At 49.1% G+C, this 18390-nt stretch carries 12 protein-coding genes; 3 read left to right on the forward strand and 9 right to left on the reverse strand.

Going from position 1 to position 18390, the window contains the following annotated elements:
• Window positions 1–3378: calcium-binding protein (locus tag ALP40_RS00030; protein WP_310887060.1), on the reverse strand; the 3378-nt coding region annotated here is incomplete at its 3' end.
• Between the two features lie 396 nt (window positions 3379–3774).
• On the opposite strand from ALP40_RS00030, the gene ALP40_RS00035 reads away from it, so the two are divergent.
• Complete coding sequence (locus ALP40_RS00035) at window positions 3775–5250, forward strand: tetratricopeptide repeat protein (protein WP_240997204.1); 1476 nt, start codon at window positions 3775–3777, stop codon at window positions 5248–5250.
• Window positions 5251–5321: 71 nt separating this feature from the next.
• Here the strand turns inward: ALP40_RS00035 and ALP40_RS00040 are convergent, their stop codons facing one another.
• The 5 genes from ALP40_RS00040 to ALP40_RS00065 all read right to left on the reverse strand — a co-directional run bounded on the left by ALP40_RS00040 (window position 5322) and on the right by ALP40_RS00065 (window position 11937).
• Complete coding sequence (locus ALP40_RS00040; RefSeq protein ID WP_004665126.1) at window positions 5322–6743, reverse strand: HlyD family type I secretion periplasmic adaptor subunit; 1422 nt, start codon at window positions 6741–6743, stop codon at window positions 5322–5324.
• Window positions 6736–8892: a type I secretion system permease/ATPase gene (locus ALP40_RS00045; protein WP_055003082.1), complete on the reverse strand. Its 2157-nt coding sequence runs from the start codon at window positions 8890–8892 to the stop codon at window positions 6736–6738. Before ALP40_RS00045 ends, ALP40_RS00040 begins: the two co-directional genes overlap by 8 nt.
• A 258-nt stretch (window positions 8893–9150) precedes the next feature.
• Window positions 9151–10557, reverse strand: coding sequence for a TolC family outer membrane protein (locus ALP40_RS00050; RefSeq protein WP_122206300.1), 1407 nt, complete (start codon window positions 10555–10557; stop codon window positions 9151–9153).
• A 555-nt stretch (window positions 10558–11112) separates the two neighbouring features.
• Window positions 11113–11442 (reverse strand): hypothetical protein, encoded by a 330-nt coding sequence (locus ALP40_RS00060; protein WP_122206301.1) that lies wholly within the window; start codon window positions 11440–11442, stop codon window positions 11113–11115.
• A gap of 162 nt (window positions 11443–11604) precedes the next feature.
• Window positions 11605–11937 (reverse strand): hypothetical protein, encoded by a 333-nt coding sequence (locus tag ALP40_RS00065; RefSeq protein ID WP_122206368.1) that lies wholly within the window; start codon window positions 11935–11937, stop codon window positions 11605–11607.
• Between the two features lie 1126 nt (window positions 11938–13063).
• Between ALP40_RS00065 and ALP40_RS25335 the strand changes: the two genes are divergently transcribed.
• Together ALP40_RS25335 and ALP40_RS00075 are read left to right on the forward strand one after the other, a co-directional pair.
• Window positions 13064–13951, forward strand: coding sequence for a hypothetical protein (locus tag ALP40_RS25335; protein WP_147478279.1), 888 nt, complete (start codon window positions 13064–13066; stop codon window positions 13949–13951).
• 1 nt (window position 13952) lies between these two features.
• Complete coding sequence (locus ALP40_RS00075) at window positions 13953–14894, forward strand: hypothetical protein (protein ID WP_147478280.1); 942 nt, start codon at window positions 13953–13955, stop codon at window positions 14892–14894.
• A 131-nt stretch (window positions 14895–15025) separates the two neighbouring features.
• Here the strand turns inward: ALP40_RS00075 and ALP40_RS00080 are convergent, their stop codons facing one another.
• The 3 genes from ALP40_RS00080 to ALP40_RS00090 all read right to left on the reverse strand — a co-directional run bounded on the left by ALP40_RS00080 (window position 15026) and on the right by ALP40_RS00090 (window position 17761).
• On the reverse strand, window positions 15026–15907 hold the full coding sequence (locus ALP40_RS00080) for a hypothetical protein (RefSeq protein ID WP_122206303.1): 882 nt from the start codon (window positions 15905–15907) through the stop codon (window positions 15026–15028).
• Between the two features lie 34 nt (window positions 15908–15941).
• Window positions 15942–16130: a hypothetical protein gene (locus ALP40_RS00085; protein WP_122206304.1), complete on the reverse strand. Its 189-nt coding sequence runs from the start codon at window positions 16128–16130 to the stop codon at window positions 15942–15944.
• 65 nt (window positions 16131–16195) lie between these two features.
• Complete coding sequence (locus ALP40_RS00090) at window positions 16196–17761, reverse strand: hypothetical protein (RefSeq protein WP_122206305.1); 1566 nt, start codon at window positions 17759–17761, stop codon at window positions 16196–16198.
• Window positions 17762–18390: the final 629 nt, after the last annotated feature.

Consider the following 18390-nt stretch of genomic DNA (forward strand, 5'->3'; position numbering starts at 1 on the left):
GATCGTGTCCTGGCCCCAGCCACGACTGAAGCGGTAAGTGTCCGACCCTTCTCCGCCCGAAAGCGCGTCATTGCCCGCACCGCCGTCCAGTACGTCATCGCCGGCATCGCCAGACAGGTAGTCGTTTCCGCTGCCGCCCGCCAGCAAATCAGCGCCGGCACCGCCAGAAAGATTGTCCTGACCATCGCCACCCGACAGGGAGTCAGCCCCCTCCGCGCCATAAAGAATGTCGTTACCAGCGTCCCCCTTCAGGACGTCGTTACCGGCCAGACCATACAACGAGTCGTCACCAAGACCGCCACTCAAGGTGTCATCCGTGGCATAGCCCCAAATGGAGTCGTTGCCGTCGGTCAACAGCAATGCCATCGACTTGATTTGATCCAGCGACCAGTTCGTGCCATCGGCAAAACGAATCTCCTCAAGCTTGTAAGCACTATCACCATCACTACTAAAATAACTAGAGACGGTTATTTTGTCGGTGCTCCCGTTCAGCGCAAGAACCAAATCATCGGAGGAACGGGTAATGACGATATCGCCAGGCAAGATGTCAGATGCGAACTCAATGGCATCAGACTTGTTGGTGCCGGCGTCATAGTTGCCGATCGTGTCCTGACCCCAACCACGACTGAAACGGTAAATGTCCGAATCTTCACCGCCTGAAAGCGTATCATTGCCTGCGCCTCCGTCGAGTACGTCATCGCCAGCATCGCCAGACAAATAGTCGTTTCCGTCGCCACCCGCGAGCAAATCGGCTCCGGCGCCGCCAGAAAGGTTGTCCTGACCACCGCCACCCGACAACGAGTCCGTCCCCTTAGCGCCATACAGAAAGTCGTTGCCCGCATCCCCTTTCAGAATGTCGTCTCCGGCGAGACCATAAAGTAAATCATCCCCCATCCCGCCACTGATTACGTTGTCGTCAAGATCTCCCCAGAGTTGGTCGTTACCTTCGGTGGTTTGCCCAGACATGGAACGAACTTGTTCAGTCGTCCAAAAACTCCCATCCTCAAACTGAATTCTATCTAATGAGTAGTCGCTGCCATCTGGCGCTAGATCATTAAAATAACCCTGAACTGTAATTCTATCTTGCGCATTCTTTACAAAAAGAATTAGATCATAGTCACTACGTTTAACTAGAATATCGCCTTGTGAAATTCCGGCACCAAATAGAATCCTATCTAGCCTCTCACCTACAGGATCGGAATCCATATTAAGAATTGTATCTTTACCGTCCCCAACATTAAAATTATAGGTATCTGAGCCACCACCACCTGAGAGATAGTCATCACCCAAGCCACCATATAAATCATCATCTCCTTCACCACCAAAAATACTGTCATTACCCGACATACCCATGAGATAATCATCAGATAAAGTACCGCTCAAAAAATCACTGCCAAAACCGCCGAAATTCCGGACCCCAATAATAGAGAGCAAATTTAAAAAGTCACCCCCGCCCTCTTTCCCGGAGTTCCTGAGCTCTTTTAATAAAATCTGACCAAAATCACCAGAACCATTCAATGCATTAGAAAGCTCTGCGATAAGCACCTGACCTTTCTCGTGATCCACATCAAATTGAGTTTTAAGCTTAACAACAACAGATGAAACATCCCATTGAACTCCATCTTCAGCATAGGTTCCTTCGAGCCCGCCAAGTAGTGATGCCAAATGAGTTTGTAGCATTATCTTGCCATAAACAGCAGTAGCTAAACTGTCAAATGCTTCGTTCAGCTTCGACACTGCTACTGGCCCCATTGGGTCGGGGGTGCCTGCACTAGTGAAGTATTTTTCCCCTAAAAAAGCCTCTAAAGTAAAAAGCTTACGTGCATCGCCAATCATACTTCCCCGGCTTGCAGGATCGAGATCCTGGACACCAGCCCAATGATATATAATATCTAAAATCAGCTTCTGCCTAACAGATATATCTTGCTCATTTCTGAACGACTCGACCAACGTTACAAGGATTTTGTCACGAGCCATTGCCTGCTGCAGGTCATAGACATTTCCGAAACCATCAACATTAGGAAAAGATACTATTTCATGCGGAACTTCAGCACTAAGCTTATTGACAGTATCCGTAGCATCAACATCAAACCAGACATCCTCTATTGCAGCAACAGAACCGTCAATTCGAGTATAACTCCCTAATTGACGATGATCATTATCATTGGAATCCAGCATATTCTGAGGTGCATTTCCGCTAGCGTCTGGCTTACTAGAATCGAAGTAAGACAAGTTGATTGAGGCAACTTTTGCTTGAGCAAGAGTTAATAGCTCACCCTCACTTACGACACCATCAGAGTTCTTATCAACCCATACATTAAGCTCTGAGAAAGCATTATCATGAGAATCAAAAACACCATCTTTGTTACTATCAAGCTCAGATAATGCCAAAAATCCGTTTGCGGCTTTCTTATCTACTGAAATGCTCGTCTTATTTCCAAAAAGCTCAGCGCCAGAATCAATCTTCCCATCACGATTCCTATCATAAACCAATAGGCCATCATCTACGCCGACCCATCCCGTGCTTTCTAAAAATCCATTACCATCGTGATCAAAGTGAACTCCGGCATCGGTAGAAAGCGTTTCAACTCCATCCCCATCCAAATCTAGTATCAGGGGGCTAGCGGTTGACTCAGCCTCTCCAAAAGCCTCTTCGATCTTTTCGACCTGACCGTCAGGGACTTTTTCAAAGAAATCATCTGGAAAAATATGCAACGGGTACATTATATCTTCAATACTTTGATAAGTTCCCCCACCATCACTATCGTACTGCCCGCCAAGCTTGAAAAAATCACCCTGAATACCAAACTCAAAACTTCCAGACTCTGTTTTTGTAATGCCATCTTGGCCATCTGTTGTTGACTTATCGAACTTAAAGCTTCCTCCTTTTGTATCAAGATTAAAAGTAAAGCCTTTCCCATCATTAAAACTCCCCCCAAAACCGTAACCATCTTCGTTTTTAAAAAACTTTCCAGAAGTCGTCGATCCATCACCATTTGGGAAACCTACATTATAGTTCCCATTGCCGTCCGGTTCCAAATCAAGCTGCTGTTTAACCCCCGTCTTAGTGTCTTGATATCCTATACCAAAACCGACGCCACCAGCGTCGTCTTTAAACCTGGTTAGTTCTAACTGCCCATTGGGAGTCTTAATTGATACCGAATCAGGATTTCCGGTTTTATCGACACCTAACCCCACGCTGGTGTCTTTCCCAGCTGGAAACATTAACTTTACAGAAGTGCCAGCCCCGTCGGACGGCCTGGTTTCTGTCTGAATTCCGATCCCATGGCCGTCTGATGCCTCCCCATGTATAGTGATTCCTGTGCTCTCACTATAAGATACTTTTGCACCGACTGAATAACCCGGACGACCCGACATACCTACCCCTGCAATAGATAAAGCAGCGCCCAAAATATGAGAGCTACAAATTTTGAATTTTTAGCCAACGTAATTTATTTGTAGCTTTGAGACGTGTGAAGGATGTGGGGAATAGATAGTCCTTTGGAGAGTTAACCATTGGATGCCCACTAAACCTTTCTCACAACGGACGAGATCACGGGCTATAATAATATAAAAACACCCAGTAATGGCAATTAGCTATTCCTATCAGTCTAGTTTCTTCGATATTCTATCCATATAGCGGCGGCTACCATAGGGCGTTAACACCGTCTAAAACCAGATAGCAGAGAAAATTTTGAAATGTTACTATCGCTTTTTTTCAGCTAAAATCGTTCTCTATCATTGGCTTAAGACACCTTACAGAGATCCAAAACTGTGAAACGATTATTATACTTGGTGGCATTATCAACCCTCTCCATCTCTGTGTGCACTCGCGCGTCGTTAAATGACGCAATTCAAGCAATTGAAAAAAAAGACTACGCAGTAGCGATTACCTTTTTAACTCCGGAAGTAAAAAATGGTTCGGCAGTAGCAGCCCGATATCTCGCAAGTCTTTACCTCGCAGGTGAAGGAATTCCTCAAAATTACGACGAGGCATTTCGCCTTTATGCCTTAGCTGCTAAACGAGGAGATTTATTTTCAGAAGGTGAGCTAGGATTTTTCTACGAAAAAGGTTTGGGGATCAAACAAGACTATATCAAGGCTGCTAAACAATACAAGAAAGCAGCAGATGGGGGTGTACCTGAGGCGATGCACGCATTATCCATACTGTACGACAAAGGTATTGGAGTACAGAAAGACCAGAAGAAAGCTTTAGCACTGCTGGAACAAGCTGCCGAAAAGAACGATGCACGAGCACAAAATGAGCTTGGAATTAAATATGCTACGGGAACTGGAGTAATCAAGAACACAATTAAAGCATTCGAGCTATTTCGTTTAGCCGCAGAACAGAAAAATGCTGGTGCTCAGTTAAATCTTGGATATGCGTACAGCAAAGGACTCGGTGTAGCCCAAAACCCGTCCGAAGCCATACGCTGGTATACAATGAGTGCTGAGCAAGGTATTGCAGACGCTCAATTTATGTTAGGGCAAATATACGAAGTAGGGATAGGTACTGAACCCGACTATAAGTTGTCTCTTCAGTGGTATAGACGAGCGGCGAAACAAGCTGGGGGTTATGCAAGCTTTAAAATAGGATTTTTTTACTTAGAAGGAATGGGTGTCAATAAAGATCCTGAAGAAGCTGCGAAGTGGTTCACCGAAGCAGCCAATCAAGACATAGATTTTGCTCAAGCAGCCTTAGGAGATCTTTATGAAACCGGAAACGGAGTGAAAAAAGACGAAAAAATTGCAATTGCACTTTACCGAAAGGCGGCAGCACATAGGTCTCCAATGGGAATGTACCGTTTGGCAATAATGCTTAAGGATGGTCGAGGAGCACCGCAAGACTACGTGCAATCTGCTGCCTTGCTGGAACAACTTGCAAATATGGGTGCAAGTGAAGCTCAGGCCCAGCTGGGATTATTCTATGAAAATGGGCTAGGCGTTGAACAAGACTATCAGCGCGCAATTTCATTGTATAAATTGGCATCTAGCGACAAAGACAACACAGGTTTTGCGTTTGAATATTTAGGTTTTGCTTATGAGAAAGGGCATGGTGTACAAAGAAGTGCTGTCATTAGCTACGCTTTACTACGAAGCGTGCTTTTTAAGCATCCCGAAAGATCCTACATAAATGAACATCTGGAAAAATTATCAAGCAACATGAGCAGCAGTGAAATCGAGAACGCGAAAAATCTCGCTTTTAAAATAAACCTAAAAGGACTAGATGTAATCGAGAAATATAATTAATGGCGGGCGTAGCCATTCACACGACTGCTGAATGGCGCATTGCTTTTAGCTTATGACCGAGAGAACCAAAGCTATCTTTCCTGGAGAGATTCGGACATATGCTGCTTTAAAGGGCTTAAAAAATATTCAATAATAAAACGCTTATCAGTCTTTACTTCTGCCGTAACGGCCATCCCGGGAGTCAACTCAAATTGCTTCCCATCAACTAACAAATGATTCTGCTTCAAGCGAATTTTGCTGCTGTAGAGAAGGCCACGTTTCTCATCCTCAATCGCATCTCTTGAAACGCTAACCACCTCCCCTTCAATGGTTCCATATTTTGTGAACGTAAAAGTCTCTACTTTTACTGTCACATCCTGTCCTACATGAACAAACCCGACATCCTTATTTTCCAGCATAGCCTCGACCTCAACGGATACATCCGAAGGCACCAACATCATCAACGGTTGAGCGGGCGTAACAACACCACCAACAGTATGGATATTCAATTGCTGTACGGTGCCATCTACTGGGGCTTCGACAGTAGTCAAATCTTCCTGATACCTAGCTTTCGATAACTCCTGACTCAAGGAAGCAACCTTCTGATCCGCTTGTTGCAACAAATCAAGCATCGCTCTTCTGGTCTGAGCGACAACACCGTCCCTTCTCCGCTCCGCTTGTTGGCGCGCAGCATTTGACTGCAAAACACTTATCTGTTGAACGGCAAGCTGACGCTCTAAGTCAAGTCGAGCTTGTTCTTTTTCCAAGTACGCGTGGCGAGCGATATATTGCTTCTGCAGTAGATGCTCGTAGTCTTGGGCAAGCTTTGTGGCGATGGGCAAAGTCTTTTGCAAACTCGCCACCTGCGCACGAGCGGCTTGAATGTCAGCTTGGCGCTGCAGTATCTCCGTTTCCCCCTGTTCCAGGTTACTTCGGTATTCCTGATATTGCCCCTGAAGCCATCGCTCGGCTGCTAGGACATGCTCAGGATCACCACCGAGAATGGTATCAGCGAGAGATCGCGGCGCATGGTTACCATTAATGGCATCTAGCATCGCCCCAGCGCGAGCACTATCAATGCGAGCAGCGAGGAGATCGCTTTCAATTTTTCCAACATCTGCGTCCGCCGACGTAGAGTCCAATTCAAGAAGAAGCTGGCCAGCTTTGACCACTTGCCCGTCGTTCACGTAGATCGCCCGTACTACCGCAGTCTCACTCGACTGAATGATCTTGGTTTTGCCACTTGGGATAACTTTCCCATTTGCGGTAGCTACGATGTCGATTTTACCAACGCAGGCCCATATCAATAACAGAGTGGCAAAGAGGATGATCGCCCAGATAAATATGCGAGGAGCTGGGTGCACCGGCTGATCTTGCAGTTCAAGAGCAGCAGGCAGAAATTGAACTTCATGCGCCAAACGCTTAGGCGCATCCATTTCCTTACGTCGGCGCCAAGAGTTACGCCAAGCTCTTCGGTAGCTCTGCCCCAACCCCGATTTCTGTACGTCAGCCATGACCACCTCCCTGTTGCAAGCGATGGAGACGAGAGTAGTGTCCGGCCTGATGGTTCAGCAGCTCGGCGTGTGTGCCCTGTTCTACGATTTGCCCTCGATCGACGACGACAATCCGATTCGCATCGCGGACAGCTGATAAGCGGTGTGCAATGATGATGACAGAGCGTCCCGTGCAGATAGATTTCATATTCTGCTGAACAATGCGCTCAGATTCGTAATCCAAAGCACTCGTTGCTTCATCAAAAATAAGAATGCGAGGGTTACCCATAAGCGCCCGGGCAATAGCGATACGCTGACGCTGTCCACCCGACAGTGAGGCGCCGTGCTCACCAACCATAGTGTCGTAGCCCTCGGGAAGCTCAAGAATAAAATCATGCGCTCCGGCCAGCTGTGCGACTTCAATCACGGCTTCCAGTGGAACGCCTGGGTCACTTAAGGCGATGTTTTCCCGGATGCTACGGTTGAACAGCATATTGTCTTGCAGCACTACACCAATCTGTCGACGCAACGAAGAAACATCCGCCAGCGCCAAGTCCATTCCATCGACTAGGACACGCCCCCGCTCAGGCACATAGAGGCGTTGAAGCAATCTTGTCAGCGTACTTTTGCCCGAGCCAGATCTTCCAACGACACCGATAACTTCGCCAGCTTCGATAGCTAGGCTGATGCCCCGAAGAATTTCAGAGCCATCCGGGCGATAACGAAAATGAACCTCATCGAACTCTATACGCCCCTTTATGGGCGGGAGCGAACTACGAGTTGCCTGGGTCAATTCAGTACGGGTGTTAAGGATGTCCCCCAGCCGCTGCACAGAAACGCCGGTTTGCTGAAAGTTTGTCCAAAGTTGAGCCAGGCGCATGATTGGCTGGGCAACACGCCCAGCAAGCATATTGAAGGCAATCAGTTGCCCAACTGAAAGCTGACCGTCGATGACCAGTCGGGCCCCCAACCAAAGCGTGGCCACAGTCACTAATTTACCAATCAACGACACGCTCTCGTTGGCGATGGTTGACAAGGTCTGAGTTTTAAACCCTGCTGCCACGTACCCCGCTAACTGGTTGTCCCATTTCCGAACAGCTTGAGGCTCAACGGCCATCGATTTCAGGGTGTCGATACCGTTAACCGTCTCTACTAGAAATGCTTGGTTTTCCGCACCCCGAGCAAAACTGTCATTCAGGCGCGCCCTCAATAACGGTGTAATGCAAACCGAAACTAGGATGTACATCGGGAGTGACAAGAGAACGATCAGCGTCAGCCAACCGCTGTAGTAGAACATCACAGCGATGAAGACCGCAGAGAATAAAACATCGAGAAGCAAGGTAATGGCGTTGCCTGTGATAAAACTCCGAATGTTTTCGAGCTCTCGCATCCTTGCTACCGAATCCCCTACCCGTCGCGCTTGAAAATAGGAAAGCGGCAGTGTGATCAGATGCCTGAATAACTTGGAGCCTAACTCGACGTCGATTCGGCTGGCGGTATGGGCAAACACATAGGATCGCAAGCCCGATAGACTAGACTCGAACAGCATCACACCCGCCAGACCAATCGCGATCACATCCAGCGTGGTCAATCCGTGGTGCACCAGCACCTTGTCCATGACGACCTGAAAGAAAAGCGGGGTGATAAGCGAGAAAATCTGTAAAACGAAAGAAATCAGCAGTACCTCGCCGAGAAGCTTTCGGTATTTAACAACCGCTGGAATAAACCAGGTGAAATCGAAGCGAGAGGACTCACCAGTGATTCCTGCACCAGCTCTTATAAAGAGCAGTTGGCCAGCCCAGCGACCAGCCAAGTCCTCAATCGTTATGATCTCGGGGCGCTGAGATCGAGGGTCATGAATGAGCACCTTGCCCTGATCTAGACGCGCAACGATAAAAAAATTCCCGTCTTCGCCCTGTGCTATTGCAGGTAAAGGCGTGCGATCCAGCCTATCGATAGCCACTTTTGCAAACTTCGCCTTGAGGCCCAATTTTTTTGCAGCAAGAAGCAGCTCGGATGGCTGGAGAGCTTCGCCTGAGGAGAATTCGTGGGCTAGTTGCTCAGGGGATGCTGACACCTGATGAAAACGAGCCAGCATCACGAGCGATGCCAGTCCGGTATCTATTGGTACGGCGTCATTGGAAGCTGCGGCTGGCTCAGTGGCGGTCATGAAGCACCCCTGCAAATTGATGTGGTGCGCACCAGAGCTATTACTAGCGGTTAGCCAGCGCAATATATCTGAACGATACCTGAACCGATACAAAATATTACGAGGCATACCAAAATGACGACGTCCATAAAATTTGGGCGCTAGTGGCACGGAAAAAGGTATGGACGAGGGGCGGCTGTGTGCAGGCGCCACTGATCTTAGCCTACTGCAAGGGTAATATCTGACCACTCGTACGACGGCGGTGAGCCGAAAAGGAGCTTAGATATCTGGAGGAAGGAAATCCCGGCTTGGATCATAGTCGTGATTCAGGTAGGCGGATAAAGACCTGAGATCGTCTGGACTGAGCGAACCCGCTGCTTGTTTGAGCTTCAGGTTGTCCAGAATGTAGTCATAGCGAGCGTCGTTATAATCTCGAACGGCGGCATACAATTGCCGCTCAGCGTTCAACACATCGACAACGTTTCTAGAGCCGATATCAACTCCGACCTTGTTAGCCTCTACCGACTTTCTTCCGGATCGAATGCTCTGGCGTCGGGCGGCTATCTGCTCGATGTCTGAATTTATCCCCCGAAATGCATTTCTCGTGTTGAGCACTACCTCACGACGTCGATCTTCTTGCTCATCCTGACTTTGGTACAAACGCTCCGTCGATTCTCGAACCTGCGAATTGACCATTCCACCAGAATACAATGGGATGCTTAGCTCAACACCGATACTGCTCTGGGCTACATTGCCTCGGTATCCGCCCGTCCCGGACTCCGCAGGATTACTATAGCCAAAACCATCATTATTGCCTGTGCGGTACGACACCACGGCATCAACCGTAGGAGCATGCCCCGCTTTACGCTGGCGAAGAGTCTGCTCAGCGGCGCTCACCGCATGCTCGGCAGCCTGCAACTGAAGGTTTTGCTTTATCGCGGCATCCACCCAAAGAACCGGATTGTTAGGGTTTGGAGGTATGACCGGCAATTGGTGACCCATACCATCGAGGGAGTCATAGGAATTTTTGGTAAGGCGATAAAGAGCCTCATAGGCATCATCAACTTTGCGTTGAATGAGCTGCCGATTAGCTCGGGCATTGTCGTACGCAGCTTGAGCATCATAAACGTCAGTAATACTTGAGGCTCCATCCTCAAGACGGCCCTGCGCTTGATCTCTTTGCCGTAAAAGCGCTGCCTCCTCAGCCTCAGCGGCGGCTCTTGCATCAAGCTGACGTAGCGTTTCGAAATACGCTTGCGCGGCAGTCAGTATCAGCTCTTGCTCTTTCGCGGAAAGCTCAAGCGCCGCTTGGCTGACCGTGAATTCTGCAGCTTTAAGTTGATACCAGCGATCTATGCGAAATAGAGGTTGGCTCAAGTTGGCTCGAAAGGTCGTGCTGCTGCGCTCCCTCGACAGCGCTGGCTCGTCGCGATCCAACTGAGTCACCTCCGTCGTCGCTCCTGCTGTGAGGCTTGGCAGCAACCCGGAACGCGCCTGTGGCGTTGCTTCTAATTGAGCTTGATAGGTATGCCGCGCAGCGGAAAGCCTCGCATCGTTCAGTGATGCAGCTTGATAAACCGCGAGCAGATCTGCGCGCTTTGAGTAAGGTTCGCGTGCCAGAGCTTCTTGGGCATCTAAGGCGAAAAGGTAAAGAGAAAGCGCGCAGAGATAGAAGTTGTGCTTCATCGACGTTCCATGTATCGGATGCATCCAGACAACCTAAATGCCAGCCAGTCAGATTTGTCGGCCAGCCGATAAAAGTCTTTAGCGTTGCACAGCACACCCAGCGTAAGGACGTATCTGAACGTCCAGCAGCGCAATTGCCGCCAGAGCTGACGTCGGTTTCTCGGTTATGATGGGTGAACTCATTCAACGGCGCCGACGCTGATCGGGAAACCATTCCACAACGCAGCACCCTTGCTGAGGTAAAGCTGCATTTTGCCTAATCATACCAGCGCAGCAAAAGAGGGTCGTGGCTATTTTGTAGTCTGACGTCCTATTTGCCTTGGCCATATGATCAAACGTTTCAAGATCGACCTCTGTGCTCACGAAAAACTGATAAAGCGCTTGCCAGATCGTAGATTGGCTTGAGTCGACGACGTTCATCAGCTTGCTTGATTAGCCGGTATTCTATGCGTTTCATCCAGAGCAGAATAAGCAATTGCTTGGCTAGGAAATATGAAGTAGGAAGCTGAAGGGTTTTCACTCCAACTGGCCGGTGCTCGTCCATGCCATCTGTTACTACAGCACCTCTCGTAAATAGCCCTCGATCACTCGCAAGGGGGCGTCCAGTGAGTCCATTGTTCGAGCGGCGTAGAAACCGGCGGAAAGATGTTGAAGCTCGCGCCCGAGCGGCTTGTCAGGGCCGCCCATCGCTTCAAGCGCAACGAGCAGGCACTCATTGATCTTCTGCTGAATCGCATCCACATCACTCCTGGCTATCAACAGTTTGAAGACGTCGCGATTGTAGTCACCCATGAGTAGATCATCGCGCAAAATTGGACTTCCATCTTCAATCTCATAAGCAAGCTTATGACAAAAAAGAGAGACTGTTTCCAATTCCGATGCCATAGATAATCCTTGCAAAATGCTCTTTTGCCTCTAAAAATGCGTTTTCGTGGCGCCAACGCTCTCAACCGTCGCTGGTCTGTATAAAGGGCTCATCAATACGAGGTGTGATTTACGCCCGCGTATGCTCTCCAGGCTCGGCATGTACCGTATCGAAACAGCCCGCTACATCGACATTACAGACAGCACTTCCACATACCGGAATTTCTTCCTGGCTGCCTTGGTAGCTTCTTGCTCAGCAAGGAGTGAGCTCATCGTATCAGCCTCATAAATCAGCTCGTGCATTTTGCCTTCAAACTCATTACCTACACGCATGGTGACTCGCAACCTTGGTGTGAATGCCTTGGCGACGGTCTTTTTCTTTATCGGCTTTACGGGGTCTGTAGTCACGGCTTTCGGCAGGATAACTGGCTCCGGCGGTGTAATGGGCTGCGCAGCAGGCTCGATTTCACCGAATAGCGCCCGGCGCATCTCGTCTTCTGTAAGCTCTGTGCTCATGCCGCCTCTCGTAAATCTGGGATAAGTAACGTAGACCATTCTATCAGCATGGCTGGTCACTCGCTAAACGAGTCGCTATCCTAGACCTGCTGATCATGTAGGTTGATTAATGATGGGCAGCAGCTCCGTAACCGTCCGAGTAAAGCAGCACACGCGGACGTTACAGTTCATTCCGTGTTTATTGCCAGCTACCAATCACAGCCCCAAGTCACGCGCCATTCTGTTGTCTTCCACAGCGCCCGACGCCAGAGACGACGAGATTAGATATTGCTGCAGAGCCCCGTAAATATGCTCTCGCAGGTGAGCCCTGATCGAAACGAAAGTATCTCCGCGTTTCCAGCCTGACAGCCCTGCCCGGCTGAAAGCCTCACCTAGAGCTTCAATCCCTTCAGCACCGACGACCGCCACATGTATCCGTTCAAGCTGAGCGTAACCCGGACGACGCTAATAGCTTTGAACTGCCAAGGTGAGCAGTGCTACAAGCGCATCCCTTGGCATGCTTCGTTGCAAGGCGCACCAGATCTCCGGCTCCAACCGATAATCCATTTTCACTTCCAAGCTCAGGACGGACTGATCCATATCAGTCGTTCGTGCTTGGCGACGAATTTTTTGTCTGTAGAAGTTTTAGTTTTGTAGCCAAAAAAGGCAGCGGCCTTGCCGCCGAAGGCCGATCTCCCCTTCCCCCCTTGCGTCAGTACCGCGCCGGGCGAGGAACTGCAATGGGAGCGGGTTCGAAAATTAGCATCTGCTAGGCCACTGACTATCCAAATGCGCCCAGGTCGTAGAGCGTTTCGCAGAGAACAGTTGGCGGGGTGATCTTTTTATCTACGCATATGAAAGATGAGCACTCGAGACGGTTGCCCGCTTTCCGTAAAGCACTGGCACGGCTGGTTAAACAGTATGGACTCCCTTTGCTCCAGTAAGACGAAATTCAAAAATGGATCCAAAGCTGCGCGATTTGATGGCATTCTGCCTGATCCATGATACGATTGAGTAACTTCGGTGGAATCTGCAGACGGGCAAGGGATGAACATAAAGAATCACAAGAGTCTATTCGTGTCCTACGGGCTAAAACGAGCCACGGCCATGTGGATGGTTTCCGATAAGCTCGTGCGGATTTAGAACTATGCTAATTTCGAATTCAATCTCTCGACTTCCCCAAAAAAACTGTCCTCCTCCAGACAATACTGTAGACATCTCATTTATAGAGATGACTCCTGAACTAATTAATATTTGGGATTCTGAAATCCAAAAGTTAGTGAATTCTAACTATAAAAAATACCCACGCTGGCCTTTTCCTAAAGATGCATGCAATGCACAAGCTGATATTGCCCCCAGCACATCCAGGGCTCAGATTAATTTAGGGACGACTATTCTAGAATCTCCCATAACGACGCATACTGATGAAGCTCAGAAAAAACCTAGGCGATACAGGGCGGACGTAAAGTGGAAGTGGAAAGATCTTTTCTGGCGGCACTCGATCAATAACTATCTCGGTGAAAGAACCACACTGATAGGAAAATCGCATGCCGTTTGTATGATTCTAAGAAAAAACGGCCGTACTTTCCCAATTGGAATGCTCATCGTTGTTCCGAAGTTTCTATCGGTGATCTCAGGGGACAGATCTAGCCGTGCTTTTTCTTGGTATCTTGCAGATGCGCCCACAGAATTTTACAACGCTATAAAATCTCCAAAAATAGAAAATGTGGCAGACGCTCTTCTCGATTACAGCATCCAAGCAGGCCACCTGGAAAACGGATATCGAAGCTTGCTATTGCACGCCTCGCCAAAGGGCGGTGATCGGCTCAAGAAATTCTACAGGTCTGACTGTGGCATGGCCTCCGTCCCTGTAGCCGTCACTGCCGTTTCTAAAGCCAGATTTCTTTTGAGTCGCAAAGACTACTTTTTCTTCGACGACAAATCGGCCACAGAATTTTGCTCACAATACGACGTCTACAGACAACCTAGTCCTGCTAGACTTCCTGCTCAGCAAAGCGCGTATCAAGGAGCATAAGGTGAGCAATCCATTTGCGCCAGACAAGCTAAACCGTGCCCTTGAACGCGCCTCAGGCACAGATTCGGACGATTTTTCTACGAAATCTGCCGAAGATCCCGGTTTCTTGGAAGAAAGAAGATCCCGTCTCGGTAATCCTCTTTCATTGCTCAGCAGGAGATTTTATCGTGAAGCGATGAAAGAATGGCCAAACCCTGAAGAAAATTACAACTGGCTTTATGATGATAGCCCCATTGAAAGTGCTGACCACTATGCTCAGAACAACTTACTGAGTGTGGCCCGGCTGTGCACGATCAATTACCACAATAGCAGCTTGCGCCAGAAGCAACTCTTAGCCAGACTAAATCAAGAGTATTTTCTTAGATGCAAGCACCTCATCGATGCCACAAAAGAAGATGCGCAAAGAAAAGACTTGGTCTGCTTTTATGCAGCGAACAGGAATTTTTCTCTGCTCATAAGAACAACAATAAATCAACGCGTGGACTTTAAATCCCTCCTCATTGTTATTGCTGAAGCGCAGAGCTCTTTACGCCTTATCGTTGACGAAGCTTACCGATCAAGATCAACAAGCTTATTCAACACGCATACTATCTCTGCATTTTTTTCCAAATTAAAATCCCTCGTAATAGGGCGCACGGCAATGCCTGTATTCCAGCCGCAAGTTTCAATCAGCCGCCCCGATCTCATAACAATGAAATTAATAGATCAAGACGCCCAAGCTCGATATTGGATGGCTGCCATTTCTGGGTCGCTCATGATTTACCGAGCGACGGCGAACTCCAACACAGAACCTGAGGTAATCATCGACGTGTCGACCGAACATACGCACGAGGCTGCAATGGAGATCGTAAGAGCTTTCTCTACACACAGCAGTGCAAATGAGGGCGTAGGACTTCTTCAGCCATTGAAGACGATCATTGAACAAAAAGTAAGTGCGGGATAACGCAACCGTCTCATACTCGCACATGATGATCGAGCTCAGAAATGACCTGGAATCATCAATCTACGGCGAATCAACATAAGTGCATGTGTTAAGAAAAGAGCGCACCAGGCGCTCTTTTTAATAGGGTATGATCAAACCGCTGGCCTAATGAATTCTAAAACTCGGCTCCACATCTTTCTTAGCGATTTTTTTTTTGCTATCCCCTCAAACTTCACCCTTACATCCTCAAAGTAAAGTGTCACAGAGACGATGTTCTCCTGCTTCAGATAAATGGGGCACTCAACAGCGAGACCTGCATAATCGGTGGTATAGGTGAGCTCTAGAGTGTCATCATCTCGATAACCGCTAATTATAGGAGCGAGATGAAGCTCTTGATCTATACCTGCAACTTCTGTGTGGGCACCTAAGGACAAGATGTTGCCAACGTAGACCTTGCGGTCACTCATGGAAAGCATGACCGGCTGCTGATTAGCGAAAGCCTCATAGAGCATCTTTAGTCGTGGGCTGTGCGCAACCGACTCTTTCAGCAAATAAGCCGAGACGATCTCATCCGCTCGCTCCTCAAATTTCTCTGCCCCACCCTTGTCTTGCCTAGATAGGCGACGCTTGAGGTTTTTCTTGAGGCGTCTCATGAGCCATTTAGTCCACGGCACAGGCAATAACATGGCAACTATACTCACCAGCACCAAGAACGCAGCCGCCTCTCCACGAATCTCATCCTTGGCCAGGCCGATCGCCTGCATTTTTGGGCTTAGCCAGTAGAGAAAGTCCGTGGAGAATGAGGGGAGGCAAAATTCAGTAAACCAGATGCAACCCGACCAGGAGTGAGAAATAAGAGCACTGATTAGCCCAATAGCCGCCAGCGAAACAAACAGGCAGTTCATACCATAGCGGGCAACCTGCAGATATAAAAGCTGACCTTCATAACGGTGAAGCCGGTAATAAATACCTCGATGCTTAAGACAAACCAAAAAACCGCTTACAAGAAGCGGCAAGAGAAGTAAGAAGCCCATATTTCTTCCTTATAGATCCTGAACCTCCTATTATTTATGCCTTTTTGACCAAGCCTTTAGCTTTTTCCCTGGCAGCAAGTACTTGCTCTTTGAGTTCAGAAAACTCCATGGACACGCAGCCATCCTGCACTTGCAGCGTCTTGATGTTGGTGAGCGCCTCCAGAAACCTGTCGTCCTCTGCCCGCTCCGCTTTGGTTTTCTTTCCGATCATGTTGAACAGCATAATTTTTCCTCTCCCTGTCTATTGCTATCAATTTAGCACACATCCACTTCACACAATCCAGCATTTCAAACTGGCTGAGGGGCCGCGTAGATACGATCCAGAATGGTTTTGACATGCTGCTTTGGCCGCAAGCTCCCCTCTGCGCTCAACACAGCAACGGTACGAAACATGTCGGCGTACGCTCCCTCTTTCATGACCATGTGCACCAGCAGATCGTGCGTGGCAATGCCCGTTGCATCGAAGAGGAAATCCGCCTGCATTTCCCCGTCGACCGCCACCGACGCGCGCCATAAAAAACGGGGCAATGACCGGTAGAGGGAGTCACGAAGATCGAACCCTAGCCCTGGATACTGATCGCGCACCGACGATTTATAGTCGCTTGCAGTGGTCAGGTAGATGTCCCACTCACCACGATCAACGTCAAACTGGTCGCGCACGGCCTCAAGATATCTATCGGCAGCCATGACCAAGTCATGAATCTCGGCATAAGGCACGCGAATCTTGTGATAAATCGGCAGCATGACGAACTCCATCTCCGCCCTCACATCTCCCCGCCAAGAAGTAAGGAGTTCCTTGGAGTTTCCAAGCTGGTCTGCCGAGGAAAGAGCGGGCCAAGTCATTCGTGCGAATGGCCCTACCTGATCGTCATGTCCGTACAGCTTGTCAATTCGAGTAGCGCGGAGTTGGAGGCCACCTGCTTCGACAGCCCCGATGGGCTCTCCCTCCCGCAAGGAATAGCCTGTCATCGCGATTGCGTGAAAACCATCACTTCTCGGCTCGCCTTCACCCGAATGATCCTTAAGCTGACAGATCATCACACAAGGTATCTTTCCTCTTAAAAAGGCATACACCACCCCATTAAGCACATACCGGTTAGGCGTACCTACAACCATTGGATCGAGGCCCACTCGCTTGATCGCATGGGCCATCTGGCTAGCAGTCAAGCCGTAATTGGGGAACGCTCTTGATCCTGACCGTGTGACATCCGCCGGCATGAGCTCGCTTGCCCAACGCGTTATCTCCACAGGCGGAGGAATGATGTGTTGAAACAGTTTTCCGGTACCTTGCAGGCACGACCAGATTGCACTAGTCGCGCAGGCAGCAACCACGTGATCCTGCTCCTGGTAGGCCAAGCTGCGCACTTCGAGATTGATGCCAAAGAGATGCACATCATAGGTGCGCAAGCTTGGAAAGTATCGCCTTCCGCCATCGTCTGGATAGGTTACAAGGCATGTGCGCCCCACGAAGGATTGAGGGAGGGGCTTGACCACCACGAATCCAAGATATGAGGCTTGTAGCTCCGCTTCTGAAAGCGCTCCAGGCTCACCAATCAGGCATCGCTCAAAATCTTCAGCAGTGAATTCCCTGCTGAAAAAATGAAGCCGCTGGGTTCGCCGGGAGTATTCCTGGAAACAACGATCGTAGTAAGCCGCGTAGTCCTCAAGGTAGTCACGATCAACATAATCGTGCTCTGCCAGGATGGTTCGAGCCTCAAGCTCCCCAAAATATTCGCTGAAATAGTCTAAATGCAGTTTCGACTCGACCCCTTCAAACGTATTGAGGTTACGCGAGCCGCTGACGAAGCATCTGATCAGATTGCTGTCAGAATAGGGAATGACATCGAATGTCAATTTGAGTTCTTAACCCAGCTTGATCGGGCGGTGCAAAGATTCGCTGCTGACTTCCCGCATCTCGTTCATCCGCGCAATTGCCCGATCAACCTGACTGGAGGCTTGCTCGAACCTAGCGAGGGCATCGTCAGAACGGATCCACGCTCTCACGCGCTCCGGGAGCGATTCTTCAGGAGATGAAGCACGTGGGAGCTGATCGGCTTTCGAGTATGACAAGGTCATGTGTCCTGCCTGCAGTGAGGGATAAGCGCATCTCGCGCCTACTTATGATATCGGAGGGTACCCGCTGGTTCAACAGGCTTGCTGAGTTTGGGGGGCACTTATCCACAGTTTATCTACAGAGATATCCACTCATAAAACAAAAAAACACATCATGTTGTGCCTGCCGTGCATGCAATACCCAACATGCTGGGTATTGCCGCATTGACCAAACGTTGGTCGTAGAATGCAGGTCGGCACAGTCTGCCGTATCGCACCCGGACTAGCCTACCCCTCGGACAGAAACACCTTTTGAATCGCCGAAGTCCGGATATGCGCACCCTGCCGAAAGCGGCGTCGGGCATCGTTAAATACCAGTCCTTTCAGGACGGGAGGCACGAATTCTGTACAACACAAGTACCCAGTGATGG

The sequence above is a fragment of the Pseudomonas viridiflava genome (assembly GCF_003702045.1).
GTDB lineage: Bacteria > Pseudomonadota > Gammaproteobacteria > Pseudomonadales > Pseudomonadaceae > Aquipseudomonas > Aquipseudomonas viridiflava_C.

Bases quoted from the DNA above. Each gene is read 5' to 3' on its own strand.
- ALP40_RS00085 (WP_122206304.1), bottom strand. From the start codon at position 16,130: ATGCTGTTCAACATGATCGGAAAGAAAACCAAAGCGGAGCGGGCAGAG.
- ALP40_RS00080 (WP_122206303.1), bottom strand. From the start codon at position 15,907: ATGGGCTTCTTACTTCTCTTGCCGCTTCTTGTAAGCGGTTTTTTGGTT.
- ALP40_RS25335 (WP_147478279.1), top strand. From the start codon at position 13,064: ATGCTAATTTCGAATTCAATCTCTCGACTTCCCCAAAAAAACTGTCCT.
- ALP40_RS00065 (WP_122206368.1), bottom strand. From the start codon at position 11,937: ATGAGCACAGAGCTTACAGAAGACGAGATGCGCCGGGCGCTATTCGGT.
- ALP40_RS00045 (WP_055003082.1), bottom strand. From the start codon at position 8,892: ATGACCGCCACTGAGCCAGCCGCAGCTTCCAATGACGCCGTACCAATA.
- ALP40_RS00040 (WP_004665126.1), bottom strand. From the start codon at position 6,743: ATGGCTGACGTACAGAAATCGGGGTTGGGGCAGAGCTACCGAAGAGCT.
- ALP40_RS00050 (WP_122206300.1), bottom strand. From the start codon at position 10,557: ATGAAGCACAACTTCTATCTCTGCGCGCTTTCTCTTTACCTTTTCGCC.
- ALP40_RS00060 (WP_122206301.1), bottom strand. From the start codon at position 11,442: ATGGCATCGGAATTGGAAACAGTCTCTCTTTTTTGTCATAAGCTTGCT.